At 50.2% G+C, this 26,207-nt stretch carries 21 protein-coding genes, 1 tRNA gene and 1 pseudogene; 8 read left to right on the top strand and 15 right to left on the bottom strand.

The annotated features are described in order from the left end of the window. Positions 1 to 140 precede the first annotated feature (140 nt). Positions 141 to 1,073, top strand: coding sequence for an ArsR/SmtB family transcription factor (locus tag BJP58_RS21065; protein WP_194540410.1), 933 nt, complete (start codon positions 141 to 143; stop codon positions 1,071 to 1,073). A 126-nt stretch (positions 1,074 to 1,199) separates the two neighbouring features. Here the strand turns inward: BJP58_RS21065 and fhuB are convergent, their stop codons facing one another. Together fhuB and BJP58_RS21055 are read right to left on the bottom strand one after the other, a co-directional pair. Further along, a complete protein-coding gene (gene fhuB, locus BJP58_RS21060) occupies positions 1,200 to 3,305 on the bottom strand; it encodes a Fe(3+)-hydroxamate ABC transporter permease FhuB (RefSeq protein ID WP_194540409.1) in 2,106 nt (701 codons plus the stop codon). Next, positions 3,302 to 4,336, bottom strand: a complete 1,035-nt coding sequence (locus BJP58_RS21055) for an ABC transporter substrate-binding protein (protein WP_194540408.1) — start codon at positions 4,334 to 4,336, stop codon at positions 3,302 to 3,304. Before BJP58_RS21055 ends, fhuB begins: the two co-directional genes overlap by 4 nt. Before the next feature lie 306 nt (positions 4,337 to 4,642). Between BJP58_RS21055 and BJP58_RS21050 the strand changes: the two genes are divergently transcribed. Continuing rightward, on the top strand, positions 4,643 to 4,861 hold the full coding sequence (locus tag BJP58_RS21050; protein WP_194540407.1) for a helix-hairpin-helix domain-containing protein: 219 nt from the start codon (positions 4,643 to 4,645) through the stop codon (positions 4,859 to 4,861). A 133-nt stretch (positions 4,862 to 4,994) separates the two neighbouring features. Here the strand turns inward: BJP58_RS21050 and BJP58_RS21045 are convergent, their stop codons facing one another. Together BJP58_RS21045 and BJP58_RS21040 are read right to left on the bottom strand one after the other, a co-directional pair. Next, positions 4,995 to 6,764, bottom strand: coding sequence for an oleate hydratase (locus tag BJP58_RS21045; protein ID WP_194540406.1), 1,770 nt, complete (start codon positions 6,762 to 6,764; stop codon positions 4,995 to 4,997). Between the two features lie 112 nt (positions 6,765 to 6,876). After that, a complete protein-coding gene (locus tag BJP58_RS21040; RefSeq protein ID WP_100539618.1) occupies positions 6,877 to 7,443 on the bottom strand; it encodes a TetR-like C-terminal domain-containing protein in 567 nt (188 codons plus the stop codon). A 402-nt stretch (positions 7,444 to 7,845) separates the two neighbouring features. On the opposite strand from BJP58_RS21040, the gene BJP58_RS21035 reads away from it, so the two are divergent. The 3 genes from BJP58_RS21035 (at position 7,846) to BJP58_RS21025 (ending at position 11,038) form a co-directional block, all read left to right on the top strand. Next, entirely contained in the window at positions 7,846 to 9,366 is a 1,521-nt protein-coding gene (locus BJP58_RS21035) for a flavocytochrome c (protein ID WP_194540405.1), read from the top strand. A gap of 118 nt (positions 9,367 to 9,484) precedes the next feature. Further along, a complete protein-coding gene (locus BJP58_RS21030) occupies positions 9,485 to 9,796 on the top strand; it encodes an ArsR/SmtB family transcription factor (protein ID WP_009590170.1) in 312 nt (103 codons plus the stop codon). 117 nt (positions 9,797 to 9,913) lie between these two features. Next, positions 9,914 to 11,038 (top strand): NADH:flavin oxidoreductase, encoded by a 1,125-nt coding sequence (locus BJP58_RS21025; RefSeq protein ID WP_194540404.1) that lies wholly within the window; start codon positions 9,914 to 9,916, stop codon positions 11,036 to 11,038. Positions 11,039 to 11,146: 108 nt separating this feature from the next. Here the strand turns inward: BJP58_RS21025 and aroC are convergent. Next, a pseudogene (aroC, locus tag BJP58_RS21020) lies at positions 11,147 to 12,204 on the bottom strand (chorismate synthase). Between the two features lie 110 nt (positions 12,205 to 12,314). Between aroC and BJP58_RS21015 the strand changes: the two are divergent. Continuing rightward, positions 12,315 to 13,199 carry a LysR family transcriptional regulator gene (locus BJP58_RS21015; protein ID WP_113060531.1) on the top strand — a complete coding sequence of 295 codons (885 nt, stop codon included), beginning with the start codon at positions 12,315 to 12,317 and terminating at the stop codon, positions 13,197 to 13,199. Between the two features lie 474 nt (positions 13,200 to 13,673). On the opposite strand, the gene eno is transcribed toward BJP58_RS21015, so the two are convergent. From eno to BJP58_RS20985, 6 genes are all read right to left on the bottom strand, one after another. Next, entirely contained in the window at positions 13,674 to 14,963 is a 1,290-nt protein-coding gene (gene eno, locus BJP58_RS21010) for a phosphopyruvate hydratase (RefSeq protein WP_071219501.1), read from the bottom strand. Between the two features lie 48 nt (positions 14,964 to 15,011). Beyond that, positions 15,012 to 16,556 carry a 2,3-bisphosphoglycerate-independent phosphoglycerate mutase gene (gpmI, locus tag BJP58_RS21005; protein ID WP_194540403.1) on the bottom strand — a complete coding sequence of 515 codons (1,545 nt, stop codon included), beginning with the start codon at positions 16,554 to 16,556 and terminating at the stop codon, positions 15,012 to 15,014. Further along, complete coding sequence (tpiA, locus tag BJP58_RS21000; RefSeq protein WP_194540402.1) at positions 16,557 to 17,309, bottom strand: triose-phosphate isomerase; 753 nt, start codon at positions 17,307 to 17,309, stop codon at positions 16,557 to 16,559. A 75-nt stretch (positions 17,310 to 17,384) separates the two neighbouring features. Then, a complete protein-coding gene (locus BJP58_RS20995) occupies positions 17,385 to 18,566 on the bottom strand; it encodes a phosphoglycerate kinase (protein WP_194540401.1) in 1,182 nt (393 codons plus the stop codon). A gap of 194 nt (positions 18,567 to 18,760) precedes the next feature. Continuing rightward, positions 18,761 to 19,765, bottom strand: coding sequence for a type I glyceraldehyde-3-phosphate dehydrogenase (gene gap, locus BJP58_RS20990; protein WP_071219497.1), 1,005 nt, complete (start codon positions 19,763 to 19,765; stop codon positions 18,761 to 18,763). Positions 19,766 to 19,865: 100 nt separating this feature from the next. Then, a complete protein-coding gene (locus BJP58_RS20985) occupies positions 19,866 to 20,909 on the bottom strand; it encodes a sugar-binding transcriptional regulator (protein WP_071219496.1) in 1,044 nt (347 codons plus the stop codon). Between the two features lie 259 nt (positions 20,910 to 21,168). Between BJP58_RS20985 and BJP58_RS20980 the strand changes: the two genes are divergently transcribed. Together BJP58_RS20980 and clpP are read left to right on the top strand one after the other, a co-directional pair. Then, positions 21,169 to 21,243, top strand: a tRNA-Arg gene (locus tag BJP58_RS20980). Positions 21,244 to 21,405: 162 nt separating this feature from the next. Next, positions 21,406 to 22,002: an ATP-dependent Clp endopeptidase proteolytic subunit ClpP gene (gene clpP, locus BJP58_RS20975; RefSeq protein WP_006207581.1), complete on the top strand. Its 597-nt coding sequence runs from the start codon at positions 21,406 to 21,408 to the stop codon at positions 22,000 to 22,002. Between the two features lie 604 nt (positions 22,003 to 22,606). On the opposite strand, the gene BJP58_RS20970 is transcribed toward clpP, so the two are convergent. From BJP58_RS20970 to BJP58_RS20955, 4 genes are all read right to left on the bottom strand, one after another. Then, positions 22,607 to 23,680, bottom strand: a complete 1,074-nt coding sequence (locus BJP58_RS20970) for a PdaC/SigV domain-containing protein (protein ID WP_194540400.1) — start codon at positions 23,678 to 23,680, stop codon at positions 22,607 to 22,609. 170 nt (positions 23,681 to 23,850) lie between these two features. After that, complete coding sequence (locus BJP58_RS20965; protein ID WP_233354706.1) at positions 23,851 to 24,072, bottom strand: hypothetical protein; 222 nt, start codon at positions 24,070 to 24,072, stop codon at positions 23,851 to 23,853. Between the two features lie 231 nt (positions 24,073 to 24,303). Next, entirely contained in the window at positions 24,304 to 25,356 is a 1,053-nt protein-coding gene (locus BJP58_RS20960) for an ABC transporter substrate-binding protein (protein ID WP_269468905.1), read from the bottom strand. Between the two features lie 59 nt (positions 25,357 to 25,415). Further along, the gene (locus BJP58_RS20955; RefSeq protein ID WP_194545013.1) at positions 25,416 to 26,177 is read right to left on the bottom strand and encodes an ABC transporter permease; all 762 of its coding nucleotides are present in this window, start codon (positions 26,175 to 26,177) and stop codon (positions 25,416 to 25,418) included. Positions 26,178 to 26,207 lie beyond the last annotated feature (30 nt).

Below are 26,207 nucleotides of genomic sequence, written 5' to 3'. Positions count from 1 at the left end.
ACACAACCTTTCCTTTTTCTGAATTTGCCCCTATTCTAGCACCTGTATATAATAAATGCAATGTACATTATACTTTTACAATATACCAAATGTATTGTACACTTGGAGCTACTACAACTCTTCAGTAAAGGAAGGGGATTATGAACGAATCGAAGCTGGAAACCAACCGTTATCCGGCATCCCGGATCGTGGAAGTGGCCAAGGCCCTATCCAGTGATGTCCGTGTCCGCATCCTTGAAGCGCTTGGCGATAAACCGATGAGTGTCGGTCAGTTAGCAGAGGCGCTAGGGATTGCGCAGCCTACGGTGTCCATTAATGTCCAGATGCTGGAGCAAGCGGATCTGATCGTCTCTTCGCAAGGAGCGAACCGGGAAAAAATCTGCGCCGTCACCTGCCGTTCCATTTTTCTCGAGCTGCCATCGAAGCCGGGCGAGGGGCTGCAGCGCACGGAAGAAATCCACATGCCCATCGGCATGTTCTCCCACTGCTATATCGAGCCAACCTGCGGGATAGCAGCTCGGGACGGATCTCTGATCGGATCCCCTGACGATCCGCGCGCCTTTTACATGCCGGAACGAACGGAGGCTGCGCTGCTCTGGTTCTCGGGATCAGGATATATCGAATATTATTTTGCGAACCCTATGCCGCCCGGAGCGGCCCTTGATGAGCTGCGCATCCGCGCGGAGCTTAGCTCCGAAGCGCCTTCCTTCCAGCAGGATTGGCCATCCGACATCACGGTTAGCATCAACGACCAACCTGTAGGCACTTGGAGGAGTCCCGGTGATTTTGGTGATCGCAAGGGGAAACTCACCCCGGATAAATGGAGAAGCGGCAGTGAGTACGGTTTGCTGACGGAATGGCGCGTAACCAAACAAGGCAGCCAGGTCAATGGCCACGAGTCCAGCGCCACGACCATCGATTCGCTGGAGCTTGCCTTTAACCGGCCCATCCGCGTCCGCTTCGAAGTGAAGAAAGACGCCGAGCACCCGAACGGCCTGAATCTATATGGTTCGGGTTTCGGAGATCATCCGCAGGATATCATCCTGTCTTTTGTACGGTACACGGAAGCCTAACAGCCGACCGCAGCCACAAGAAGCACAACACGGCAAATCTAATAATCAACCGAATGAAGACAAAAAAGGCTATCCCATGTCGCCTCTCTTGGCGACTATGGAATAGCCTTTTTGAATATATCACGGTTATTTCTTCTTCAGCTTATTGGTTTTTCCCATCAGATATAACAGATACGGCGCACCCAGAAGCGCGGTAACGATACCCGAAGGCAACTCCTTCGGAATCATGACCACCCTCCCGATCCAGTCCGCCCCAGCCAGCAAAATTCCGCCGAGCAGCGCCGCGATGACCATCGATTGCCGATGGCGAGCCCCAACCAGCATTCTGGCGGCATGCGGCGCAAGCAGTCCGATAAAGCCGACCGAGCCGACATTGGCTGCGGCAATCGAAGCCAACAGCACCGCAATGATGGCGACATACACCCGGGTATTCCGTACATGGAGACCGAGGCCGGTTGAGCTTTCTTCGCTGAACGTCAGCAGATCCACCTTCCGCCCGAGCCACGCAGCCAGAGGAAGCAGGATCAGAATAGCGGGAACAATCCGCTGCACCTCCGTCCAGCCCCGGTTATATGTGCTGCCCGCCATCCAGGATAATGCGGGGGCTACGTCCACCTTGGCATGAATGATCATCAGATTGATGATGGCGGAACCAAGCGCGGCAACGGCAATGCCGACCAGCGTAAGAATCGTCGGATGAAGTCCTCTTTTCCAGGACACCGCATATACCAAAGCAGCTGCAGCCATCCCCCCAAGAACCGCGCCGACCGGGACCCAGCCTGCCGACAATTGCGGAAAACCGATCATCAGGAGCAGTGCGCCAGCACCGGCTCCGCTGGTCACTCCGATCACCTGGGGATCCCCCAGCGGATTGCGGACCGCATTCTGCAGAAGACTGCCGCTGACGGCCAGCGCCATGCCGGATAATCCGGCTGTTAACAGCCTGGGCAGGCGGAACTCCAACAGAATCTGGCGATACATCGACTCGCCGCCTCCCGTAAGCACGGCCAGCACTTCCGTGAAGGGAATGCGTAGACTGCCGCTCATCAGGCTGAATACCCATACCAGCACCAGCAGCACGCTGAACAGTGTTACCAAGGCCGGATAAGGTATCCGGCGCAGGCTCGTGCCTGCCATCATCGATCCGCCGGAAGACCCGCGCCCTCCGATCAACGAACGGGATACCCGCATGGCAAGCCAGATGAGGCACGGGGCACCAATCATGGCCGTAATGGCTCCGACCGGAAGCTCCCCGTAGGCGTTTATGAACATCCTGGCCACCGTGTCGGCCCCGACAAGCAGAGCCGAGCCCCATAAGGCAGCCAGCGGAATTAACCCCGCATGCCGGACCACGCCGGACAGGCGGACCAGATGGGGAGCGACCAGCCCGATAAAGCCGATCGGACCGACCACGCTCACGGTCACGCAGGCCAGCACAATCGCTGCCCCCATCGCAAGCAAACGGGTGGTGCCGACTTTTTGGCCAAGGGAACGTGCCGACTCCTCATTGAGGGTCAGAATGTCCCACTGACGTACCGCCAAACACAGCACGATCAGCCCGCCAATGATCCACGGCCATGAAAAAGCTACGCCATCCCAGTCATTCTGAATAAGCGAGCCGGAGCCCCACAGAAAAATCCCCTGCGTCGTTTGCTGGTTCAGCAGCACCAGCGCACTCGTAACGGAGGATAAAACCAGGGTGACAATCATCCCGGATAATGCAATCCGCAGAGGAGAGCCCTGCGTTTTTCCCGCCAGCGCATAGACGGCGACGGCCGCCAGCGTCCCCCCTGCCACTGCCAGTGGAAGGGCATACTGATGCAGCAGTCCCGGCCAGAAGATCATCCCCGCCACGACGGCCAAATAAGCGCCGGCATTTACGCCAAGCGTCGTCTCCGAGGCCAGCGGGTTGCGCGTGACGGTCTGCATAAGCACGCCCGACACCGCCAAGGCGGCGCCAGCCAACAGGCCCATGGCCGTACGCGGAAGGCGCACGCTGCGGATGAGATGGTGATCCGCGATATCCTGCGGAGACACCAGGGCCTGCACGACCGTATTGACGGATATATCGGCTAGCCCTTGCGTCAAGCTGATAAACGTGAGGAATAACAGAGCCACCAGGCCTCCAACCAGCATCCATAACGGCTTCCAGCCCCTACCTGAGGAAACGGGTGGGGCTGGATGAATGCTCACCGGCGCGGAGCCTTGTGCCAGTTTGTTGCCGAGACTCATTTTGTGAGCAGGTCAGCTGTCTTCTGGGCCATGGTTTGGGCAGACAATGGGCCGCCGTATGGCCACATGTCACCGCCAAGTGCGTACACGCGGTCTTCTTTAACAAAGTTCAGACCTTTCCACACCGGATTGTCCTTCAATTGGTTCTCGATGATGTTATCGCTCTCCTGGATAATATGCAGGAAATTCGCATCCTGAAGGGCAGGCAATGCCTCTACGTCTGTGGTGGTAAAGCCATAAACCTCAAATTGATCAGGTTTGTGGGCATTGGTCAGCCCGATGTGCTCCAGAATTTTGACGGCCAAGGAATTATCCGTCGAAATCCGGAACGTCACCGCATTCTGGTTACTGTATCCCATGGCGAGCGCAAACGGTTTTTCCGTCATGCCGGCTGCTTCAAGCTTGGCTTTGGCATCGGCATAGGTTTGATCCAGATCGCTAAGCACTTTTGCGGCTTCGTCTTTCTTGCCAAGCACGTCAGCAATCGTATTGAAGGTATTAACCATCTCTTCATATTGATCCCCTTGTCCCTCAGTCGGATAAGGATCAAACACCAAGGTAGGCGCGATGCTGTTGTACGTATCATAGCCGGCTTCAAGATTCGATTTCAAACCGATGATCAGGTCCGGCTTCAAGGAAGCGATCAGCTCCAGATTCGGCTCTTGACGGGTGCCGACATCGGTAACGTCCGCCCCGATCTCTACCGGGATGTTCACCCATTGGTTCATCCCTTCAATGTCTGCAATGCCCACAGGCTGAACACCAAGTGCCAGGACATCCTCCGCGTAAAGCCATTCCAGCGCGACAATACGCTTCGGAACGCCCGTAATTTTCGTCTCGCCCAGAGCGTGCTTGATGATTCGGGTCTCCGGTGTGCTTTCAGTGTTATCCCCGCCCTGTGCAGCCCCTTGATCCGAATTCTTCGCTGCCGTGGAGCTGCCTCCTTCATTGGATGCCGCACCCCCGCCGCAACCGGCTAAAGCCAAAGCAAATATCAATACGATAAACACGACACCCTTCATACTGCGCATCGAATTTCTCCCCCTCATACCCTCTATGTATTGTAGATATTGTTTATTAATAATAATTATTGAGAACAATTATCATTATCAACACTCAGCACAATGATAATTATTCTCATTAAGATTGTCAATAGAATTTATGAAGATTGTCTAAACGATCCATGAATCTGTCCTTCTTCGATTATAGGATTCATTCTTTACAGAACGTTAGATGTATAACATAATCTTACTGATTATTCCTACCAACTTAACCTCTACCACTATTCTTGTGCCTTGTATCCATTAAACAAAACATTCGAAAAGAGAGGGATCTCCATGCGTGACAAAACCCCCACTCCGGCTGCAGAAAGCGACTTTCCCGTTAAGGCCGGCAAACCTGCACGCCAAGCCCTTATCGTTGCAGGCTATCATCAGCTTGCCGACCTCACCCAGGCATCCGAGAAAGAACTGCTGGCGATTCACGGGGTAGGACCCAAAGCGGTCAGAATACTACGCGAAGCTCTCGCCGAGAAGGGCCTAACCTTCAAAGAATAAATAAACACGATAGGTCTCCTGAAGCCATAAGGACCAGGGATCTATCGTGTTTATTTTTCCCCATACAGCGCACCAATCTTGGATTGGTGCGCTCGTTGATGTTCCATATCTTCTTTTGATAATGGGACTTCGACTATATGATGTTATAGCGTTTCAGTAAATCTTCGATGACGGTTCCGGAAACTTTTTTCAAAGCCTGCTTTTCTATTAAGTTCATGATCAACGGAAGCTTCAGATCGGTTAATTTTTTGCCGTCCATCATTTTGGAAGTGGAGTCCAGCAGTACGCGGACATCATAGCAAGAGCCGAACACTTCAGGTACGCCGCGGTCTACGTTTAATAAGGTGTACACAGCTTCCATTGCCGTTCTAACCGAATATTCGGTTGTGAATACGGTGTCGCGAACCGTGTCGGCAAACTGTCCGATAAAAGCGAAGTTGACGCAACCATCCGGAACTACTTTAGGCCGGTCTCCTGCTGTCCTCGGCATGAAAAATGACGTAATGTAAGGCATCATAGTCGGGATGCAGCGGGCAGAGTTGGCAGCCATGTCCGCAATTTCATGCTCCGGCACACCAAGATGGTACAGCCACTCCATCGTAATTTCCTCGCCTGTACATTCTCTCATCGGCTTTTTGACGTAATCGCCCGGAACATCGGTGAATAATCCGTACACCCAAACGACAAGCTGATCCTTCGGCTGCTCTTTGAAATGCGGTTGCCGATTCAGAGTATAACTCATGAGCCACTTGGAATCCTTTACGGACACGATGCCGCCGGTAACGACCTTTCCGCTGAACGGGTCGCGTTTACAGATTTTTTCGATATATGGCGGGATTCTGTCATCAAGTGTCGTAACGGTTGCCGATTCCCAGTTCGTCGCTTCCGTATTCGTGCAGAATTTATCGGGGCGTCCAAAGGATGGATCCTGCTTAGCAATATTTCTCCAGAGCTCCCAGCAGCCGCCTGTGGAACGATTAAATTCAGCCGCGCGATGATGGTCGCCCAAAGCAGAATTTTCCGTGCAGCTGCCATTTGTCACAAACACCAAATCATCTTCCGTCAAGTCGATATATTCCTCTTTGCCGGCACGGCGACATACCATTTGCTTGGCAACCTTCTTATTGCCCTGGATATCAAATACTACATTCGTAACTGTCATATCATATTGGAAATGAACGCCATGCGACTGCAAATATTTCATCATCGGCAGGATCAATGATTCATACTGATTATACTTCGTGAATTTTAACGCCGAAAAATCAGGCAGTCCGCCAATATGGTGAATGAATCTTTGGATGTAAAGCTTCATCTCCAAGGCGCTATGCCAATCTTCAAAGGCAAACATCGTTCTCCAGTAAAGCCAGAAATTTGAGGCAAAGAAATCCTCCGTGAATACATCGGTAATTTTCTTATCATACAAATCTTCGTTTCGAGTAAAGAACAACTTCACGATTTCCAGCGAAGCTTTTTCGCTCAGAGCAAATTTCCCATCAGTATGCGCATCCTCGCCCCGGTTAACCGTGGCTCTCATTAGAGAGAAGTTCGGATCTTTCTTGTTCAGCCAGTAAAACTCATCCAAAACCGATACGCCTTCAATTTCAAGAGACGGAATGGAACGGAACAAATCCCATAAGCATTCAAAATGATCTTCCATTTCTCGCCCACCGCGAATAATAAAACCTTTATCGCTGTCATGAATTCCGTCGCAGGCACCTCCGGGAAGACTAAGCTCCTCCAGAATGTGGACCCGCTCTCCCTTCATTTGGCCGTCGCGCACGAGGAAGCACGCAGCTGCCAGAGAGCCTAAACCGGCTCCAACCAGATATGCAGACTTTTTGTCGACATCGACCGGTTTTTCCGGGCGAGCAAACGCTTCATAATTTCCATTGCTATAATACATTCCAGTCACCTCCGAATTGATTCTAGCAACTACATCATAAAAATATATTCGGAGGTCTCCCATAGACAATGTCCGCCTAATGTCGAAACTTTCGACACAAGGCTAATATTGTCTAATGAGAGTGGTGCAATTTAAACTTTTCCAGCGCGAAAAAGATATCGCCTTGAATCAAAATGCTCAGCCGGTCCACAATCGCAGAGGGCTCTTCTTTCATCCCTTTCGCAATCCAATCCAGCATCAGCCCTACAAACGCATATTTATAAAAGTCAGCGATAAACGACTTATCCTCATCCCTGATCGACATCGTAACGGCCTTTTCCTCAATAACCCCTATCAAAAGATGATACGTTACGTTAAATAGGTACCTTTCCAGCTGCTCTCGTTTAATAGAATGATAGACGCTCGTCACAAACGCCTTGTTTTTTAGCACATACTCAAATATTTGCAATAGGCCCTGCTGCCACGTGTCATACGTTTTCTTGCCATCCAGCGCTATGGTAGCCTCGCTTGTGCAAATCCACTCCACAAGATCATAAATATCCCTGAAATGATAATAAAACGTCTGCCGATTCACTTCACAGTCCTCGACAACATCAATGACGGTAATCTTATCAAGCGTTTTTTTCTCAAGCATTTTTTTTAGCGATAGGGCAAGCGCTTTTTTTGTTGTTTGTGCCATAAAACTCCTCCAATCCAGAGCGTAATCATTCACAAAGGCCATTAGTCAGACGATACACCTTCATTATAAAGGAACTCAACGCGAAAAAGCGGTGACCCTATGAAGGCAAATAGATTGGAAATGCGCAGAAGTCGAGAAAATCGCAACCCGATGGCATCGTTGTAAATAAAAATTAAGTTTATATTGTGAAATAATTCACCACTTAATTAACAGCCCTATATTAAAATGAAGTGGACCTAACGAGGCTGACGGAGGGAGGTAACCGGGGAAGATCTGAGATTCGAAGAATAAAGGCCACACTCGCACACCCTATTGTTTCTCGTTTTTCTACGGTAAACCTCCTTTTTCGTTTGGCTCTTTATGGTCAACTAAATAGATGTAGAGAAAGTGGAGGGTTACACAGTGAAAAAGAAGGTTGCAGCAACGCTTATACTCATTCTCTCTTTCATGCTCGCCATCGCGGGATGCGGCGGCGGGACCCAGGATCAGAGTCAAGACAACGCAAAAAAAGAAGAAGCCCCAGATACGGCCGTTTCGGGTGCGTCCCAAACCGGGTATACGCCAATCGATCAGCTCAAAGAAAAGTATGATATCATCATCGTCGGTGCAGGCGGAGCCGGTATGTCTGCTGCCCTTGAGGCAAAAGAAAAAGGCATGAACCCGGTCATTTTTGAAAAAATGCCGATTGCCGGCGGGAATACCATAAAATCATCCTCGGGCATGAATGCTTCCGAAACCAAGTTCCAACAAGAACAGGGCATTAAGGACAGCAACGATTTATTTTATGAAGAGACTTTAAAGGGCGGTCATGAAACCAACGACAAAGACATGCTTCGTTTCTTCGTTGACCATTCGGCAAGCGCGATCGATTGGCTGGATTCCATCGGGATTCGGTTGAACAATATCACCATTACGGGCGGCATGAACGAAAAGCGCACGCACCGTCCTGAGGACGGCTCGGCGGTAGGACAATACCTTGTCAACGGTCTGGTGAAAAATGTACAAGAACAAGAAATTCCGCTATTCGTCAACGCCAAGGTAACGGATATTACGGAAAAAGAGGGCAAAGCAAACGGCGTCAAAGTCATCTTCAACGGGAAAGACGAGAAATCTATTGCAGCGGATGCCGTCGTTGTGACAACCGGCGGTTTCGGAGCCAACATGGACATGATCTCCGAAGTTCGGTCCGATCTGAAAAGTTACGTGACCACCAATCAAGAAGGCAGCACCGGTGACGGCATTACCATGATTGAAAAACTCGGCGGCACTACGGTCGATATGGATCAAATCCAGGTTCACCCTACGGTTCAGCAGGAGAAATCTTATCTTATCGGGGAAGCCGTTCGGGGAGAAGGGGCCATCCTCGTTTCCAGCCAAGGCAAACGTTTCACAAACGAGCTGGATACTCGGGATAACGTCACCGCCGCCATCAATAAGCTTCCTGAAAAATCGGCTTATCTTGTGTTCGATTCCGGGGTAAAATCCCGGGTTAAAGCGATTCAGCAATATGAAAAAATGGGCTTTGTCATTCAGGGCGATTCGATCGAGGCTTTGGCCAATGAAATGGGCGTTCCAGCTGATCAGCTTCAAGCCACACTGGATACATGGAACAGCGCGGTGAAGAACAATAAAGATACCGAGTTCAACAGAACGACAGGCATGGATAACGAATTATCTGGGGCTCCATACCATGCCATCCAAATTGCCCCCGGTATTCACTACACCATGGGCGGCGTAAAAATCAACACGAACACGGAAGTTTTGGATAAAGACGGCAAGCCTATTCCAGGACTGTTCGCAGCCGGCGAACTAACCGGCGGTTTGCACGGTCAAAACCGGATCGGCGGCAACTCCGTTGCCGAGATCATTATTTTCGGCCGCCAAGCCGGCATCAAATCGGCTGAATTTGTAGGAGCGCAGTAAGCAGTCTACATCCCTTTATACGGCAAAACAACACACGCTTGGTTGCCCTAATCCTCCGATAGCGATCATTTTTAAAAATCATATTTACATTTCTATAAAAATAGATATAATGAAACACATGGATACCTTACAAACCATCAAAGCACTATCAAACGAGTCCCGGTTTAAAATCCTGGAGTGGCTGAAGCATCCGGAGGAACATTTTGATCCGCAGGATCACATGCCTTCCAAATGTGATTTTCATGGCGGTATCTGCGTGGGCTCCATTTCAGAAAAAACAGGACTCGCTCAGTCGGTCGTTTCTGGCTACCTGGTAAAATTGCAAAAGGCCGGTTTACTGGAATCCCATCGAGCGGGCCAGTGGACATATTATAGACGCAATGAGGAGGGCATTAAGCGTTTTATCGAACAACTCAAGGAAGAGCTTTAGGCTTAAAAAGCAAATTCAGATTGAAGATTAAGCTTAAAAGCTCTTTCTTTTTATCATATATATCTATTTTTATGAAAATGCAGAAAAGTATATTAAATATATTGGAGGATTCCATACATGAGCAATCAAAATCAAAGTGTCCGATCTACAGCATCCCTATTCGAGCCATATACCATCGGTAACCTTACTCTTCCATCCCGCGTGGTGATGGCCCCTATGACGCGCGGGTTCTCTCCGAACGGCGTTCCAGGCCCGGATGTGGCCGCTTACTACCGTCGGCGTGCGGAGAATGGCGTCGGATTGATCATTACCGAGGGAACACTGATAAATCACCCGGCTGCAACCGATAACCCCAATATACCTAACTTCCATGGTGAAGCCGCATTGAACGGCTGGGCCGAGGTGGTCCGTCAGGTCCACGAAGCCGGCGGTAAGATCATGCCGCAAATTTGGCACATCGGCATGACTAGACCAATAGGTGCCGAGCCTAACCCAGAAGCACTTCCGATCGGACCATCCGGACTTGACCTGGACGGCAACGTCGTCACGAAACCCATGACCAAGGATGAAATCGAGCAGGTTATTCAAGCTTATGCCGATGCAGCCGCGAATGCCAAACGCCTTGGCTTTGACGGCGTAGAAATCCATGGTGCCCACGGATACCTGATCGACCAATTCCTCTGGGAGAGAACGAACCAGCGTACCGATGAATACGGAGGTGACATGCTGAAGCGTGCCCGCTTTGCGGTCGAAGTGGTCAAAGCCGTACGTGAGGCGGTGGGTCCAGACTTCCCAGTTGCCATCCGCCTATCCCAATGGAAGACAACCCAATATGAGGCCAAGCTGGCGGATACGCCTGAAAAGCTGGGTCAGTTGTTAACCGCGCTGTCTGACGCCGGGGTCGATATATTCCACTGCTCGACCCGTCGCTTCTGGGAGCCTGAATTCGAAGGTTCTGACCTGAACTTTGCTGGATGGGCCAAGAAACTGACAGGAAAAACAGTCATCACCGTCGGTTCCGTCGGTCTCGATGAAGTATTCACCAGCCTCTTCACCCAAGGTAAGGGTGCCGGCCAAAGAGACCTCGAAGAGCTCCTGAATCGTCTTGAGGAAAATGAATTTGACCTGGTTGCCGTCGGCCGTGCCCTGTTGGCTGATCCGCAATGGGCCGCTAAGGTTCGAGACGGACGTTTCGACGAGCTGGCACCATTCAAGCCGGATTCCTTGCAAACTCTGGTTTAATGCGATTTCAGCTCCCCAGCCCCCTTGGGACCTGAGAGCCGCATTAGATCTTTAAATACAAAACCGGAAGCAGATCGCTTCCGGTTTTTTGCCGTATGTTGTTCCCTGCTATTCGTCCAGCAAAGCGGCTTGACGCTTGTAATGATCCTCGATTACCATGCAAGCCATCGCTTCGATCACCGGTACGACGCGGGGACAGATGCATGGATCGTGCCTGCCGATCGTCGCAATTTCCCGTTCATTGCCGTCTACATCGACAGTCTGTTGAGGGGTAGAAATGGATGAAGTCGGCTTTACGACGACTCGGAACACGATATCCGCCCCGGTGCTGATACCACCGATGATTCCGCCGGCATGGTTCGTCCGGAACCCTCCCGCGTCCATCTGATCGTTGTGTTCGCTTCCCCGCATAGTGGCCGCTTGAAAGCCTGCCCCGAATTCAATGCCCTTAATCGCGCCGACGGACAACATAGCCTTCGCTAACTCAGCGTCAAGCTTGTCGAATACGGGTTCCCCCAGTCCCGCGGCAATGCCGCTAATTCGGCATTCGACAATCCCCCGCAGCTGTCCCCCTCTTCGGCCAGTCGTTCTATCCTCTCAATCATGCGAACGGCTGCTTCCGGATCACACGCACGAACCGCATTCCGTTCGATAGCATCGGCGTCAAATTGCTCGCATCGGATGCCTCCGATCTCGGTCGTATACGCCAGGATGGAGACACCCCGACGTTCCAGAAGCTTCCGCGCCACGGCTCCAGCAGCCACTCGCGCAGCCGTCTCCCTTCCCGAAGCTCTTCCGCTTCCTCGATAGTCGCGAATCTTGTATTTTTTTTCATATGTGAAATCCGCATGCCCGGGCCGGTAGGTCGATTTGATTGTATCGTAAGCCGACGGGCGCATGTCGGTGTTGTTAAGCATGATGCACAGTGGCGTCCCCGTCGTTCTTCCCTCGAAAAGTCCAGATAAAATGCGGATCTTATCGTATTCCTTGCGGGGAGTCGTAACAGAGGATTGCCCCGGCCTTCTGCGATCCATCTGAATCTGAATGTAAGCCTCGTCCAGCTCAACGCCCGGTGTGACACCTTCTAAAATGACGCCCACCGCTTCTCCGTGTGATTCCCCGAACGTAGTCATTTTTAACCGCTCTCCAAACGTACTTCCTGCCATGTTCATACCTCCCGTAAACATTTCGATTCCTTATCCTTCAGTTTAGAGGTATATTTGAAATAAATGAAATCGTAATAATCAACAGTTGCCATAGAGAGGATTGATAACAAATGATCGCCAACACGGAATGGTATCGAGTGTTCCTGCATGCTGCAGAGACTTCCAATCTCACGAAAGCTGCGCATAACCTCCATATGACACAGCCCTCTGTGAGTTATGCCATCAAGCAGTTGGAAGAAGCCCTCGGCGTGGGGCTATTCGACCGGTTATCCAAGGGCGTCCGCTTAACAACAGAAGGAGAGGCCTTGTATCAGCATGTAAGGCAAGCATTCGACGAACTCGATTCAGCCGAGCGGCGATTGAAGAAGCTAAAGCAGTTTAGCGAAGGCAGGCTGAGGATTGGCGCGAACGGGGCTATCGTCAAGGACTTTCTCCTCTCCTTGCTCGACCGATTCCATGCTCGCTATCCCGACATCCGCATTCAGCTGTCACAGGAGCGAACAAGCAGCATCGTGGAGCGCTTAAAGAAAGGATCGTTGGATCTCGGCTTTGTTCACCTTCCCGTATCGGACGAGGAAATCCATATCATCGACTCCCGTACCTCGCCTTATTGCGCCGTGGTCGGAACGGCCTTCGCAGATTGGGCGCGCAGGCCTCTACGGACGGAAGAATTGACGGAGCTCCCCCTCTTGATGCTGTCCCCCGGCAGCTCGACGCGGTCCTTCATCGAAGGGTGGTTCCGATCGCAAGGGGTGGAAGTGGCAGCCGACTTCGAGTTGAACAGCCTGGACATGTTAGCAGAATTTGCCGAGCGCGGTTATGGAACAGCCTTCTTGCCACGGGCCTTTGTCTCGTCTCAGATCTCGGACGGTTCCTTGCTGGAGCTTCGAACAGACACTCCGTTACCGGATCGATATATTGGCGTCGCCGTTCGGAAGCAGCAGTCGCCCTCGCTGGCGGCAGGGGCATTTTTGGAGATGCTGCAGCAGAATTGATGATCTTCCCGTCGAAAGAAAATTAGCATCATCAACCTTATGAATACATGATCTTGTCTACAGCAGTCCACCTTTATGATCCTTTTCGATGACCTCTTACTAAGCGGTTATTTCAAGACGAGACCGAAATGCTAATGGACCCGCCTCCCATACACCCAAAATCCCGGCTCATGTGACATCACAGAGCTGGGCTTTCTTCTTTTCACTCCTATGAGATACTCACAAATAGCTGCACACCTTCTTCCTGCTCAGGTGCGTATATCGGTGGAGGAGCAGCGCGTTCGCCTTTAAAATCGGGAAGCTTCCTCAGCTTATTCCATTCCAGCTTCCCGATTGTAACAGCGACCGGAGACGATATACGCACCGTCCCTCGGCACGATAACAAAGTGTGCAGCCCCAACCCTGCAGCTCCTCAAATCAATGCAAAAAAGCCCAGCTCCCTCAAAGCAGGAGCCGGGCTTTCTCTTATTTCAATTATTTGCGCTTCAAGTTGTAGAACGACTTCAAGCCGTTGTATTGAGCGAGCTCGCCCAATTGATCTTCGATACGAAGCAATTGGTTGTATTTCGCCACACGGTCCGTACGGGAAGGAGCACCCGTTTTGATCTGACCAGCATTAGTAGCCACCGCGATATCAGCGATCGTGCTGTCCTCGGACTCACCGGAACGGTGGGAGATGACAGCCGTGTATCCTGCGCGTTTTGCCATTTCGATCGCATCGAACGTTTCAGTCAATGTACCGATTTGGTTTACTTTGATCAGGATGGAGTTACCGATGCCTTCGTTGATACCTTTTTCCAGACGCTCGGTGTTGGTAACGAACAGGTCGTCACCCACGAGTTGAATTTTGTTACCCAATTTCTCGGTGAGCAATTTCCAACCTTCCCAATCGTCCTCGGAGCATCCGTCTTCGATGGTTACGATTGGGTATTTGTCTACCCAAGAAGCGAGCAAGTCCACGAATTCTGCCGGCGTGAAGGATTTGCCTTCGCCTTCCAGAACATACTTGCCATCTTTGAAGAACTCGGTGGAAGCAACGTCCATACCCAGCAATACATCTTCACCTGGCTTGTAGCCGGCTTTTTCGATCGCTTCGATGATGGAAGACAGTGCATCTTCGTTAGACGTGAAGTTAGGAGCGAAGCCGCCTTCGTCGCCAACCGCTGTGTTCAGGCCTTTGCCCTTCAGAACGGATTTCAGGTTGTGGAAGATTTCAGCGCCCATGCGAAGCGCTTCTTTGAAGCTAGGTGCGCCAACAGGCAATACCATGAACTCTTGAACGTCAACGTTGTTGTCCGCGTGAGCGCCACCGTTAACGATGTTCATCATAGGTACTGGAAGTTGTTTTGCGTTGAATCCGCCAAGGTAAACATACAGTGGAAGATCCAATGCATCAGCAGCAGCGCGAGCTACAGCCATGGATACGGCCAGAATTGCGTTCGCACCCAATTTGCCTTTGTTCGGCGTACCGTCCAAAGCGATCATCAGTTTATCGATGCCAAGCTGGTCCAGAGCGTCCATGCCAATCACTTCAGGTGCGATGATTTCGTTCACGTTCTCAACAGCTTTCAGAACGCCTTTGCCCAGGTAACGGGATTTGTCGTCGTCGCGAAGCTCAACGGCTTCGTGAACGCCAGTGGAAGCACCGGATGGAACGATCGCGCGACCGATTGCACCGGATTCCAGGTATACTTCAACCTCTACGGTTGGATTGCCACGGGAGTCAAGGACTTCGCGTGCATATACATCAGAAATAATAGTCATGTGTATAGTCTCCTTTTAATGTTATGTTTATGTTCCATTATGAACCACTTATTTACGTGCTGCAATCATGGAAGTTCCAGTCATCTCATCCGGCTTCGGCAGATCCATCAGGTCGAGAATGGTTGGCGCAATGTCGGCAAGAATACCGCCTTCACGCAGCGTTACATTCTCATCCGTTACGATGAACGGAACCGGGTTCGTAGTATGTGCGGTGAACGGACGTCCACTCTCGTCAAATACCATGTCCGCGTTCCCGTGGTCAGCGGTAATCAGAACTACCCCGCCTTTTGCCAAAACAGCCTCAACGACCTTGCCGACACACTCATCCGTAGTCTCAACGGCTTTAATTGTCGGCTCCAGCATACCGGAATGACCTACCATGTCCGGGTTGGCGAAGTTCAAAATGATCGCGTCATGCTTATCCGCTTCGATTTCTCTCACGCAAGCATCCGCCACTTCATAAGCGCTCATCTCCGGTTTCAGATCGTAGGTCGCCACTTTCGGCGAGTTGATCAGTACGCGCGTTTCACCAGGAAGCTCAACATCGCGTCCACCGCTGAAAAAGAATGTCACGTGCGGGTACTTTTCGGTTTCCGCAATCCGAAGCTGCTTCTTGTTGTGCTGAACCAGCACTTCGCCGAGCGTGTTATCGAGATTCTTCGGTTTGTAGGCAACGAAGCCTTCCACCGTCTCGCTGAACAGCGTCAAGCAGACAAAATGCAGGTTTTGCGGGAACTTCGGTCCACGTTCAAAGCCACGGAAGTCATTATTCGTAAACACCTGGGACAGCTGAATCGCACGGTCAGGGCGGTAGTTCAGGAAGATAACGGAATCTCCGCTCTCCACCAGACTAACCGGCTCGCCTTCACCATTCACAATCACGGTCGGTTCTACGAATTCATCGTAAACCGATTTCTCGTAAGATTCGATGATGGCTTTCAGCGGATCCGTATATTTCGGTCCTTCGCCATACACCATGGCACGGTAAGCCTTCTCGACACGATCCCAACGCTTGTCGCGGTCCATCGCATAATAACGACCGGAAAGCGTAGCGATTTGGCCAACGCCCACTTCTTCAATCTTCGCAATCAGATCTTTAACGAACTGCTTGCCGCTGTCCGGTGCCACGTCGCGTCCATCCATGAAGCCATGGATGTATACGTCATGGAAATCTTCCTTCTTGCAAAGATCCAGCATGGCAAACATATGCTCAATATGACTGTGAACGCCGCCGTCGGATACCAGCCCGTACAGATGCAGCTTCTTGTTGTTGTTCTTAGCAGCGCGAACGGCTTCCACCAGCGTTTCGTTCTCGAAGAATTCTCCTTCACGAATCGACTTCGTGATGCGGGTCAAGTCCTGATACACGATCCGGCCTGCGCCGATGTTCAAGTGACCCACTTCAGAGTTCCCCATTTGACCTTCCGGCAAGCCTACGGCTTCACCGCAAGCGGTCAACGTGGTGTTCGGGTATTGCTTCAAATACCGGTCGTAGTTAGGCTTGTTCGCTTGAGCGACCGCATTGCCCACTTCGGTGTTGCGAAGCCCGAAACCGTCCATGATGATCAGAGCTACAGGTCTTGGAGCAGACATTTACTTCGCCCCCTCAACGAGTGCGATGTAGGAAGCCGGTTGTAGACTTGCACCACCAACGAGCGCGCCGTCGATGTCGCTTTGTCCCATATACTCCGCTACATTTTCAGGCTTCACGCTGCCGCCGTATTGAATACGAACTTGCTCTGCAACGGTTTCGCCGTACAGACCTTGAACGAGTTCACGAATATAAGCGATGACTTCGTTCGCATCCTCTGCCGTAGAGGATTTGCCAGTTCCGATCGCCCAGATTGGCTCATAAGCAATAACGACATGAACCGCTTGATCAGCAGGAACACCTGCGAACGCTGCCTCCGTTTGTACTTTGCACACGTCTTTGGTTTGGCCGGCTTCGCGTTCTTCCAGCTTCTCGCCGACGCATACGATCGGAAGAAGGCCATGGCGGAATGCCGCATGTACCTTCTTGTTCACGATCTCATCGGTTTCAGCAAAATACTGACGGCGCTCGGAGTGTCCAATAATGACATAGTCCACGCCCAGATCCTTCAGCATCAAACCGCTGATTTCACCCGTAAAGGCGCCATTGTCTTCAAAATGAAGATTTTGTGCACCGATTTTGATGTTCGTGCCCTTGACCGCTTCAACCAATGCAGGAAGATTGGTAAATGGCGCGCAAATCACGCTTTCAACGCCTTCTACTTCCGCTTTGCCTTTCACATCTTCAATAAATGAAGTTGCTTCCGGAACGGTTTTGAACATTTTCCAGTTACCAGCTATGATAGGTGTTCTCACACGATTCACTCCTTTATTCCCCGAAGAATCGGGGTCCAAACTTCATCCACTTGCTATCCAATATAGTGCCTATTTCTATTTGTCGTTCAGTGCCACAACACCAGGAAGTGCTTTGCCTTCCATGAACTCAAGAGATGCACCGCCGCCTGTCGAGATGTGGTTCATCTTGTCGGCAAGACCGAATTTCTCTGCAGCTGCAGCCGAGTCGCCGCCGCCGATAATCGTGTAAGCTTCCGTATCCGCACAAGCTTGTGCCACTTCACGAGTACCGTTGCTGAACGGAGCGATTTCGAATACGCCCATAGGACCGTTCCACACGACAAGCTTGGAGTTCTTGATCACTTCTGCATACTTGGCGCGAGTCTTAGGTCCGATGTCAACGCCTTCCCAATCGGCAGGAATGCCGTCGATATCAACGACCTTGGTATTCGCGTCTGCGCTGAACTCGTCCGTAACGACGATATCTTCCGGCAGGTAGAAGTTTTTGCCCAGCTCTTTAGCTTTCTCGATGAAACCGAGTGCAACATCAAGCTTCTCTTTATCAAGCAGAGATTGGCCGATTTCATGGCCTTGAGCTTTGAAGAACGTGTAAGCAAGTCCACCGCCGATGATGACATTATCAGCAAGCGTAAGCAAGTTGTCGATCACGTCGATTTTGTCCTTAACCTTCGATCCACCGATGATGGCGGTAAAAGGACGGTCCGGATTCGAAAGGGCTTTGCCGAGAACGGACAGCTCTTTCTCCATCAACAATCCCGATACAGCCGGAAGATGATGAGCGATACCTTCTGTCGAAGCGTGCGCACGGTGAGCAGCACCAAACGCGTCATTCACGAACAGATCGGCCAGTTCGGCGAATTGCTTCGCAAGTTCCGGATCATTCTTCTCTTCACCAGCGTAAAAACGAACATTTTCAAGCACGAGCACATCGCCGTTTTGCAGCTTCTCGACTTGAGCTTTAACAGCTTCTCCTACCGCTTCATCCGCTTTGGCTACCGGTTTGCCGAGCAGCTCGGACAGACGCTGACTTGCCGGAGTCAGGCGCAAAGATTCAACGACCTCTCCTTTTGGACGACCCATGTGACTGGCCAGGATGACTTTCGCTCCTTGCTCTACCAGATACTTAATGGTCGGCAAAGTCTCGCGAATACGAGTGTCGTCTGTAATTTTACCATCTTCGAGCGGTACATTGAAATCGACGCGGACAAACACCCGTTTGCCGCTTACTTCTACATCACGTACACTTTTCTTGTTCATCTCCACGTTCCTCCTAAGAAAACTATTCTCCTCACCGACAGCATGCAGTTGCTCTCGTTTCTCTCTCTATCGCTAACCAGCGCCCGGATCTTGTCTATTCTTCCCAGTGCTCTGGCATGAAAACAAGGAAAAACCATGAACCAAAGAGGAGACCCGTGAAACGGAACTCCTCTTCGATTGTATGGCTAGATCAATTACAGACCTTTGCTTGCGATGTAAGCAGCGAGGTCAACGACACGGTTGGAGTAGCCCCACTCGTTGTCATACCAAGAAACTACTTTCACCATGTTGTCGCCAACTACCATAGTGGAGAGCGAATCGATAGTGGAAGAAGCTGGGTCGCCATTGTAGTCGCTGGATACAAGCGGCTCTTCGGAGTAGTTCAAGATGCCTTTCAGCGGGCCTTCAGCAGCTGCTTTCAGAGCTCCGTTTACATCTTCAAGGGTTACATTTTGGGACAGCTCAACTACGAGATCCGTTACAGAAACGTTCTTCGTAGGTACACGCATTGCCATACCGTTCAATTTGCCTTTCAATTGTGGCAGAACGAGGCTAACCGCTTTAGCAGCACCAGTTGTGGATGGAATGATGTTTTCAGCAGCTGCACGAGCACGACGCAGATCTTTGTGCGGAAGATCAAGCACTTGCTGGTCATTCGTGTAGGAGTGAACCGTAGTCATCATACCCTTAACGATACCGAATTTCTCGTCAAGAACTTTAGCAAAAGGAGCCAAGCAGTTTGTTGTACAAGAAGCATTGGAGATTACAGTATGGTTAGCTGCATCGTATTTGTCTTCGTTAACGCCCATAACGATCGTGATATCTTCGTCAGTTGCTGGAGCGGAGATGATAACTTTCTTAGCGCCGCCTTTCAAGTGAGCGGAAGCTTTGTCTTTCGCTGTGAAAATACCAGTGGATTCTACAACGATTTCAACGCCGTGCTCAGCCCAAGGCAATGCTTCAGGGTTACGCTCAGCGAATACTTTTACTTCACGGCCGTTTACAACGAGTGCGCCTTCTTTAGCTTCAACCGTTGCATTAAGTCTTCCGTGAGTTGTGTCATATTTCAAAAGGTGTGCCAGCGTGCTTACGTCCGTCAAATCGTTGATTGCCACGATTTCAACTTCGCTGTTGTTCAGCGCAGCGCGGAACACGTTACGTCCAATACGTCCAAAACCGTTAATACCTACTTTAACCATGAGTAGTTCCCTCCATATTTGTAAAATTTATATATTCAAGATTGGCCGTTAAGCCAATCAAGACAACAATAAGGAAAAATCAGTGTGCACGCCCGTGGGTTCAAATCCCGGCGTCAATCTCCTTCTCGACTTCCAGTGCCGCGGCTTCATCGGTAACGAGAATATCCTCATGTCCGAATTTCAGCACCGCATGAATCGCCTTGCCCTTGCCTTGACCCCCAGCAATGCCGATGATCGTCTCTGTCCGCATAATATCCTCAAGCCGCAGCCCGAGAGTAAGCATTTTGTGGACAACTTCACCATCTTCACTGAAGTAGTAGCCGAAGGATTCCGCAATCGCGCCATCTGCCTGCAAGTTCTGAATAGAGTTTTCATCCAGCTTGCGCCTTCTTGCCATCTCCATGGCATCTCCGATGCCGTGAATAATGACACGGCAGCGCCTGATCACATCCACGATCTCCTGGATATGCTGATCCTGCACCAGAGACTGATAGGCATCCTCGCTTAGCAGATCCGGTACGTGAAGCAATCGGTACTCAGCTCCAACGCGCTTTGCCATCTTGGAAGCAATGGTGTTCGCTTGAATCTCCACGCTCTCCCCAAGACCGCCCCGCGCTGGCACAAACCAAGTGCTTGTCAGCGGTTCGCCGCCTGGCAAAGAGGACATCTGCTCGGCCACTTCGGCGAGCGTGGAGCCGCCGGTTACGGCAATCGTATCTCCATCTTGGACAAAGCTTAGCAGCGTTCTTGCTCCGGCCCGGCCAAGCTCACGTTTGACTTCCGGAGATGACTCGCTGTCACCGGGAATAATGACCACTTTACGAAGCCCGTAAGCCTGACGAATCTTCTCTTCCAGTTCAACCAGTCCGAATAACTCATTCATGACCGGCTCCAGCTCCTCCAGCAAGCATATCCCTGAGCTGCTGATGCGCATGCCAAGCGTTTCAATCTCGATCAGCCCCTGCGCTTTCAGAAGATCAGTCTCTGCTCTGAGAACACGCTCGGTCATCGAGAGTGATGAAGCCAATGTTCTTCGGCCAACAATTCCGGACAACTTGATCTGATGAAGGATGGTATACCTTCGTTTAAGAGTGTCCATCAGATCCGGCAGAAGCTGCTCTTGTATTTCTAATAGGTTACGCATGCATTCCACTCCTGCAAACTTCGTCTCGGCTCTCCTCTATCTGGTCGTAAAATGTCCCAGTTGAACTTTTTAAGTCCCACCTTTATTCTAACCAATAATTATGCCGGTTGCAAGTGTCCGAAAGTATATTTCTCTGCCCCGGGCATTCTTATACATTATGGCCAAGTACTGGCTCGTCTATATAATAGGAACAAAGTTTTGTCTGCTATTGTATTTTTTAAATAGATGCGGTATAATCAACTTCGTTGCTAATTTTTTTGCGCCCGTGGTCCAATGGATATGACGTAGGCCTCCGGAGCCTGAGATCGAGGTTCGATTCCTCGCGGGCGCGCCATTATAACTTTTATTCTCTATACTGATTACCCTAAAGCGCCCATGACGGCTCTTTTTTTTACCCAATAGTTTGACTATCTTTGACTTTTTGATTTAAATTGTTTATCATGTGGGTAATACGGTAACAGTATTTATATGAGGTACTTAAGAGGAGGTTTTCCACGTGAGTTTTATACCTATGGTCGTTGAACAAAGCAACCGCGGTGAGCGGGCGTACGACATCTATTCCAGATTGCTGAAAGACCGCATTATCTTCCTCGGCTCCGACGTAAATGACGTGGTCGCCAATTCCATCATTGCCCAAATGCTGTTCTTGTCGGCTGAGGATCCTGAGAAGGATATTCATCTTTACATCAACAGTCCTGGCGGTTCCATTACCGCAGGTATGGCGATATTCGATACGATGCAGTTCATCAAGCCGGACGTTTCGACGATCTGTGTCGGCATGGCTGCTTCCATGGGCGCATTCCTGCTCAACGCAGGCGCTAAAGGCAAACGCTACGGTCTGCCTAACAGCGAGATTATGATTCACCAGCCGCTCGGCGGCGCACAAGGTCAAGCCACGGATATTGAGATCCGTGCTCGCCGCATCCTCAAAATGCGCGACAAGCTGAACCGCATCCTGTCCGATCGCACGGGCCAACCGCTGGAGCGCATTGAGAAGGATACCGATCGTGACTACTTCATGACGGCTGACGAAGCCAAAGAATACGGTCTGATTGATCAAGTATTAGAGAACACACCACCGCAAGGCTTATAAAAGAAATGAAGTAAAGGGCAGGCGCCGTTATCCGGTGCCTGCCCTTTCTTATCCTCCGAAGGGGATTTCTTAGAAAACTTTGATTTAGGGTAGTGAGAGTATCCCCTCCGGTCGCTGTTGAAATCGGGAAACTTGAATGAATGGATAGGGAGGTTTCCCGATTTCAAAGGCGAACGCTTTGCTCCTCCGAGGATACTCTCACTTTGGTACGACCTGACCTTATCTATAAAAACTTAAAGACTAGCTCAAGAGCATCCCCCTCCTAAAAGGCCTGCCTTAACTTGTGGGGAGGGAAAATAAAAGAAGACCCGTGCAGGGTGGCCATTTCAACGAACGGCTTGCTTGCCACGGACCACGCGTGCACAGGGAGCAGAAGCAGTGTGCAGATGTACAAGACGTGCAAGTTATCATCCAGGCAAGTCTCTAGATAAACGAAAAACCCCTTGATCGCAGGAAAGGAGAATACACTCTCCACGTTCCATGATCAAGGGATTTTCGTAACTCGTTCCAGCACAGTGTTACATCAGGATAACATCATGTTTCTAGGCAAGCTATAGTATGAAAATAATTGATTGCAGTTTACACAAACCGCTCCCGTATACTCTTACTTCCACTCTTTCAGCTTCAGCTCAAACTCCGGAAATCCATAAGCATATGCGGTGTACTCATAAAGTTGGAAGTACAGCACCGCAGCGTTATCTTTCACGTAGAAGTCCGCATCGGCAGGCACGCCTTCAAATCCGCTGAGGTAGCCCCCCTCTTTCTTCAGCTTGTTCAGCACAAGGTTGTTCAGCTTCTGTTTGTTCTTGCCCTGCAGGTTGATGAAATCGCCCAGCTGCATTTTCTTGCCATCCTTCAAGGAGAACGTGAAGCTTTTACGGAAGGTCATGCCATGAGCGCCACCCGTGTAGGAATAATCGTATGCCGTAATGCTCAGGATATCGTTCTGGTTATAATGGACCACGAAGTCACCGCTAAATTCATAAGGGAAACTGGATTCCGACGGCGGGAATTCCTCAGCATTCCCTTCGGCACGGGTGATTACGCCGGACGCATTTTCTTTCAGCACTTGATTGATCTCGGCTTGCGCCTCCTCATTGGCGAGTCCGCTGATTACAGGATAGTTCACAACGGCATCCACGCCCTGAATCTTTTTCTTCAGCGCAGCCGATTTGATCGTAATGTCGTTCTGTTTCTTCTGCGTCATGCTGAGTGTTTTTACGGAAGGGTTCCATTGTCCCTGAACACCCATGTATTCGCTGATCGTTTTGAATGGCACATACAGACGACCATTAATGATCTGTCCCCCAGGTTCGCCGGCATACGAACCGTTCACCAGAATACCGATTTCAGTTGAATCATATACGATGGCACTCAGTTTGTTATAACCGTTACCCAGTGTATACGTACGTTTTTTTGCATCATATTTAAGAGGCATTCCCAGGCCGTCCCGCAAAGCGGTTGCCGGCACATAAGTTACCCCGTGCAGCACGAGACCTTTCTGTGACAGGGTCTTGCCATTCCATTTCAGTACGACTTCATTTTTTGACGATTTTTGGCTGGCGGAAACGGGTGCCTTAGCGGCACTTGCATCGATGACCTGTCCGCTCAAACCCAGACCGCCAAGCAGGACGCTAGTTGCAATTAATGATGCACATACACGTAATTTAGGATTCATATCAGAATTCCACCTTTGTTAAATTAAGTTTCCGTTAGTTGTTAATCTATTACCCTTAATCATTATAAGGAAAGCTTTCAATGTATTGGTAACAAAGTCAATGACAATTTTGATTCCAGGCCATAGGACCTATACGTTCGCCAAGTCTTTCTGAGTGAATGCTTTTACGCTTAGAAATACACCGAACAAGAGAGCGCATGTACCCATAAACAGCAAGACTTCCTTCCCTGGGCTGCATAACTTAATAGAAGTAGTCCGATTCCCACAAGCGCACTGTGAACACTCAATAACAGCAGATGCAGCGCGCTTTTCCTGAAGATGTTCAGAAATAAAACGGCTGCAACCCCGGCAACTACCAATGCAATCAAAAACATACCCATCACATCGCTCAAGCCGCTTTCTCCTTTTCCTGATTAAACGTATAGAAACCTGGTTTAAGTTATTTGCGTCCTCCTTTATATATAACAACGAAACGGGCCCCGAAGTTGTGGTTTGATTCGTATAAATCGGCTATTTCTTCCTATCCCGGGACTAAGGGACTATTATTTACAAACAAAAAAGAGCCTGCCCCCAATGGGACAGACTCTTTTTATTACAAAAACATGAAAATGCAAGCCCTATAATTAACGACCGCTCTTCAGTTCGGTCCATAAACGATCATAGATCGAGAGCGAGTCACCAACATTATCCAGCCATTCGGTACGGCCCAGCTCTTCATCTGTCAGGTTGATCATCGTATTGGCGCGGTATTCCTCGCTATGGAATTCCATCGCTTTGGTGTTCGGATTGCTGTATCCGATAAATTCATAGTTTTTGGCGCTGACCTCAGGCTCCATCATGAAATTGATGAATTTCTCGGCCAGCTCTTTATTCTTGGCACCCTTAGGAATCGCGTAGTTATCAGAGAAGATGGTAGCCCCTTCTTCTGGCACGACATACGCCACATCCGGATTCTCCGCAGCAATAAAGGCGGCATCTCCGGACCATACCGTAGCAATCCAGCCTTCTTCTTGGATCATCTTCTGCTTGATGTTATCCGTATCAAACGCTAGCACATTCGGGAGCAGGGTCTTCAGCTCATCCGCAGCTGCGGTGATTTCCGCTTCATCTGTGCTGCTGTTGGACTTTCCTTGCTTCTTCAGCGCCATGCCGATCATTTCACGGTTGTCGTCCAGAAGCAGGACTTTACCCTTGTATTCCGGGTTCCAGAGATCTTCCCAGCTGTTGATCTCATCCTTCACATACTTCTTGTTATATGCAATACCCGTTACACCGGACGTGTAGACAATTGAATATTTATTGCCCGGGTCATAAGAAGGATCTTTGAAAGTATCCGTAAGACTGACGAAGTTCGGGATATTATTCATGTCAAGCGGCTCAAGCAGCTCCGATTCAATCATCGTTTTGACCATATAATCGGACGGCTGAATGAGGTCATACCCACTGCCGCCAGCCTTGATTTTAGCCAGCAGGTCTTCATTGTTTGCGTAATTGTCGTAGGTTACCTTTACGTCGAACTTCTCTTCGAAGTCCTTCAGCACCTCGGGATCAAAGTTATCCGCCCAGCTGTAAATGTGAAGCGTCTCCTTATCCGATCCGCAACCGGCCAAGAGTCCTACAGACAATACCGCAACCATGCCTGCCGTCAGCAGGCGGGTCCATCTTGATTTTTTCAATTCAATATCTCCTCTCTTTCCACTTCCATGTTTTATTTCGAAAAAAGCAGTACCTATGCTTAGATCGGTAATGTTTTATGTTTCTTTTCCCCGTTGCCGCGGTTAAGAATATATTGCGCTAACAGAATCAGCGTGATGCTGACCAGAATGAGCAGCGTACACAGCGCGTTAATCTCTGGCGAGATGCCGCGCTTCACTTGAGCGTAAATATAGATCGGCAGCGTCGTTGAGCCGGGGCCAGCGACAAAAAAGCTAACCATAAAGTCATCCAATGACAGCGTAAAAGCAATCAAGGCGCCGGAGATAATGCCCGGAGCAATCTGCGGCAATGTAACATGCCGGAACGTCTGCCAAGGCGTAGCGCCCAAATCCTGGGCCGCCTCATCCAGCTGTTTGCCCATGCCCGACAGTCTGGCGGTCACTACGACATACACATACGACAGGCTGAACGTAATATGGGCGATGATCACCGTCGTCTTGCCAAGCGGCATATTCAGTTGACTAAACAATACCAGCAGCGACAGCCCCATAATAATATCCGGGATAATGACCGGCAGATACAGCAGCCCGTTCATGCCGCTGCGACCTCGGCGTCCCAGAGTCCGAAGCGAGAGCGCCGCCGCAGTTCCGAGCAGGGTAGAAATGATCGTCGATATGACCGCCACCGTTAAACTGTTCATCAGCGCTTCCATCACGTGCCGGTTCTCGAATAGAGACACATACCAATCGAATGTAAATCCTTCCCAATTGCCGCTGAGCCGCGTGTTGTTAAAGGAATAGATAATGATCATGATGATCGGTACATAGATGAAAGCCATCATAAGGAAAGAGTGAATCCCAAGCAGCGGGTG

The sequence above is a fragment of the Paenibacillus sp. JZ16 genome, from assembly GCF_015326965.1.
In the GTDB taxonomy this organism is placed as follows: Bacteria; Bacillota; Bacilli; order Paenibacillales; family Paenibacillaceae; genus Paenibacillus_AQ.
This window is presented reverse-complemented; position numbering and strand designations above follow the sequence as displayed.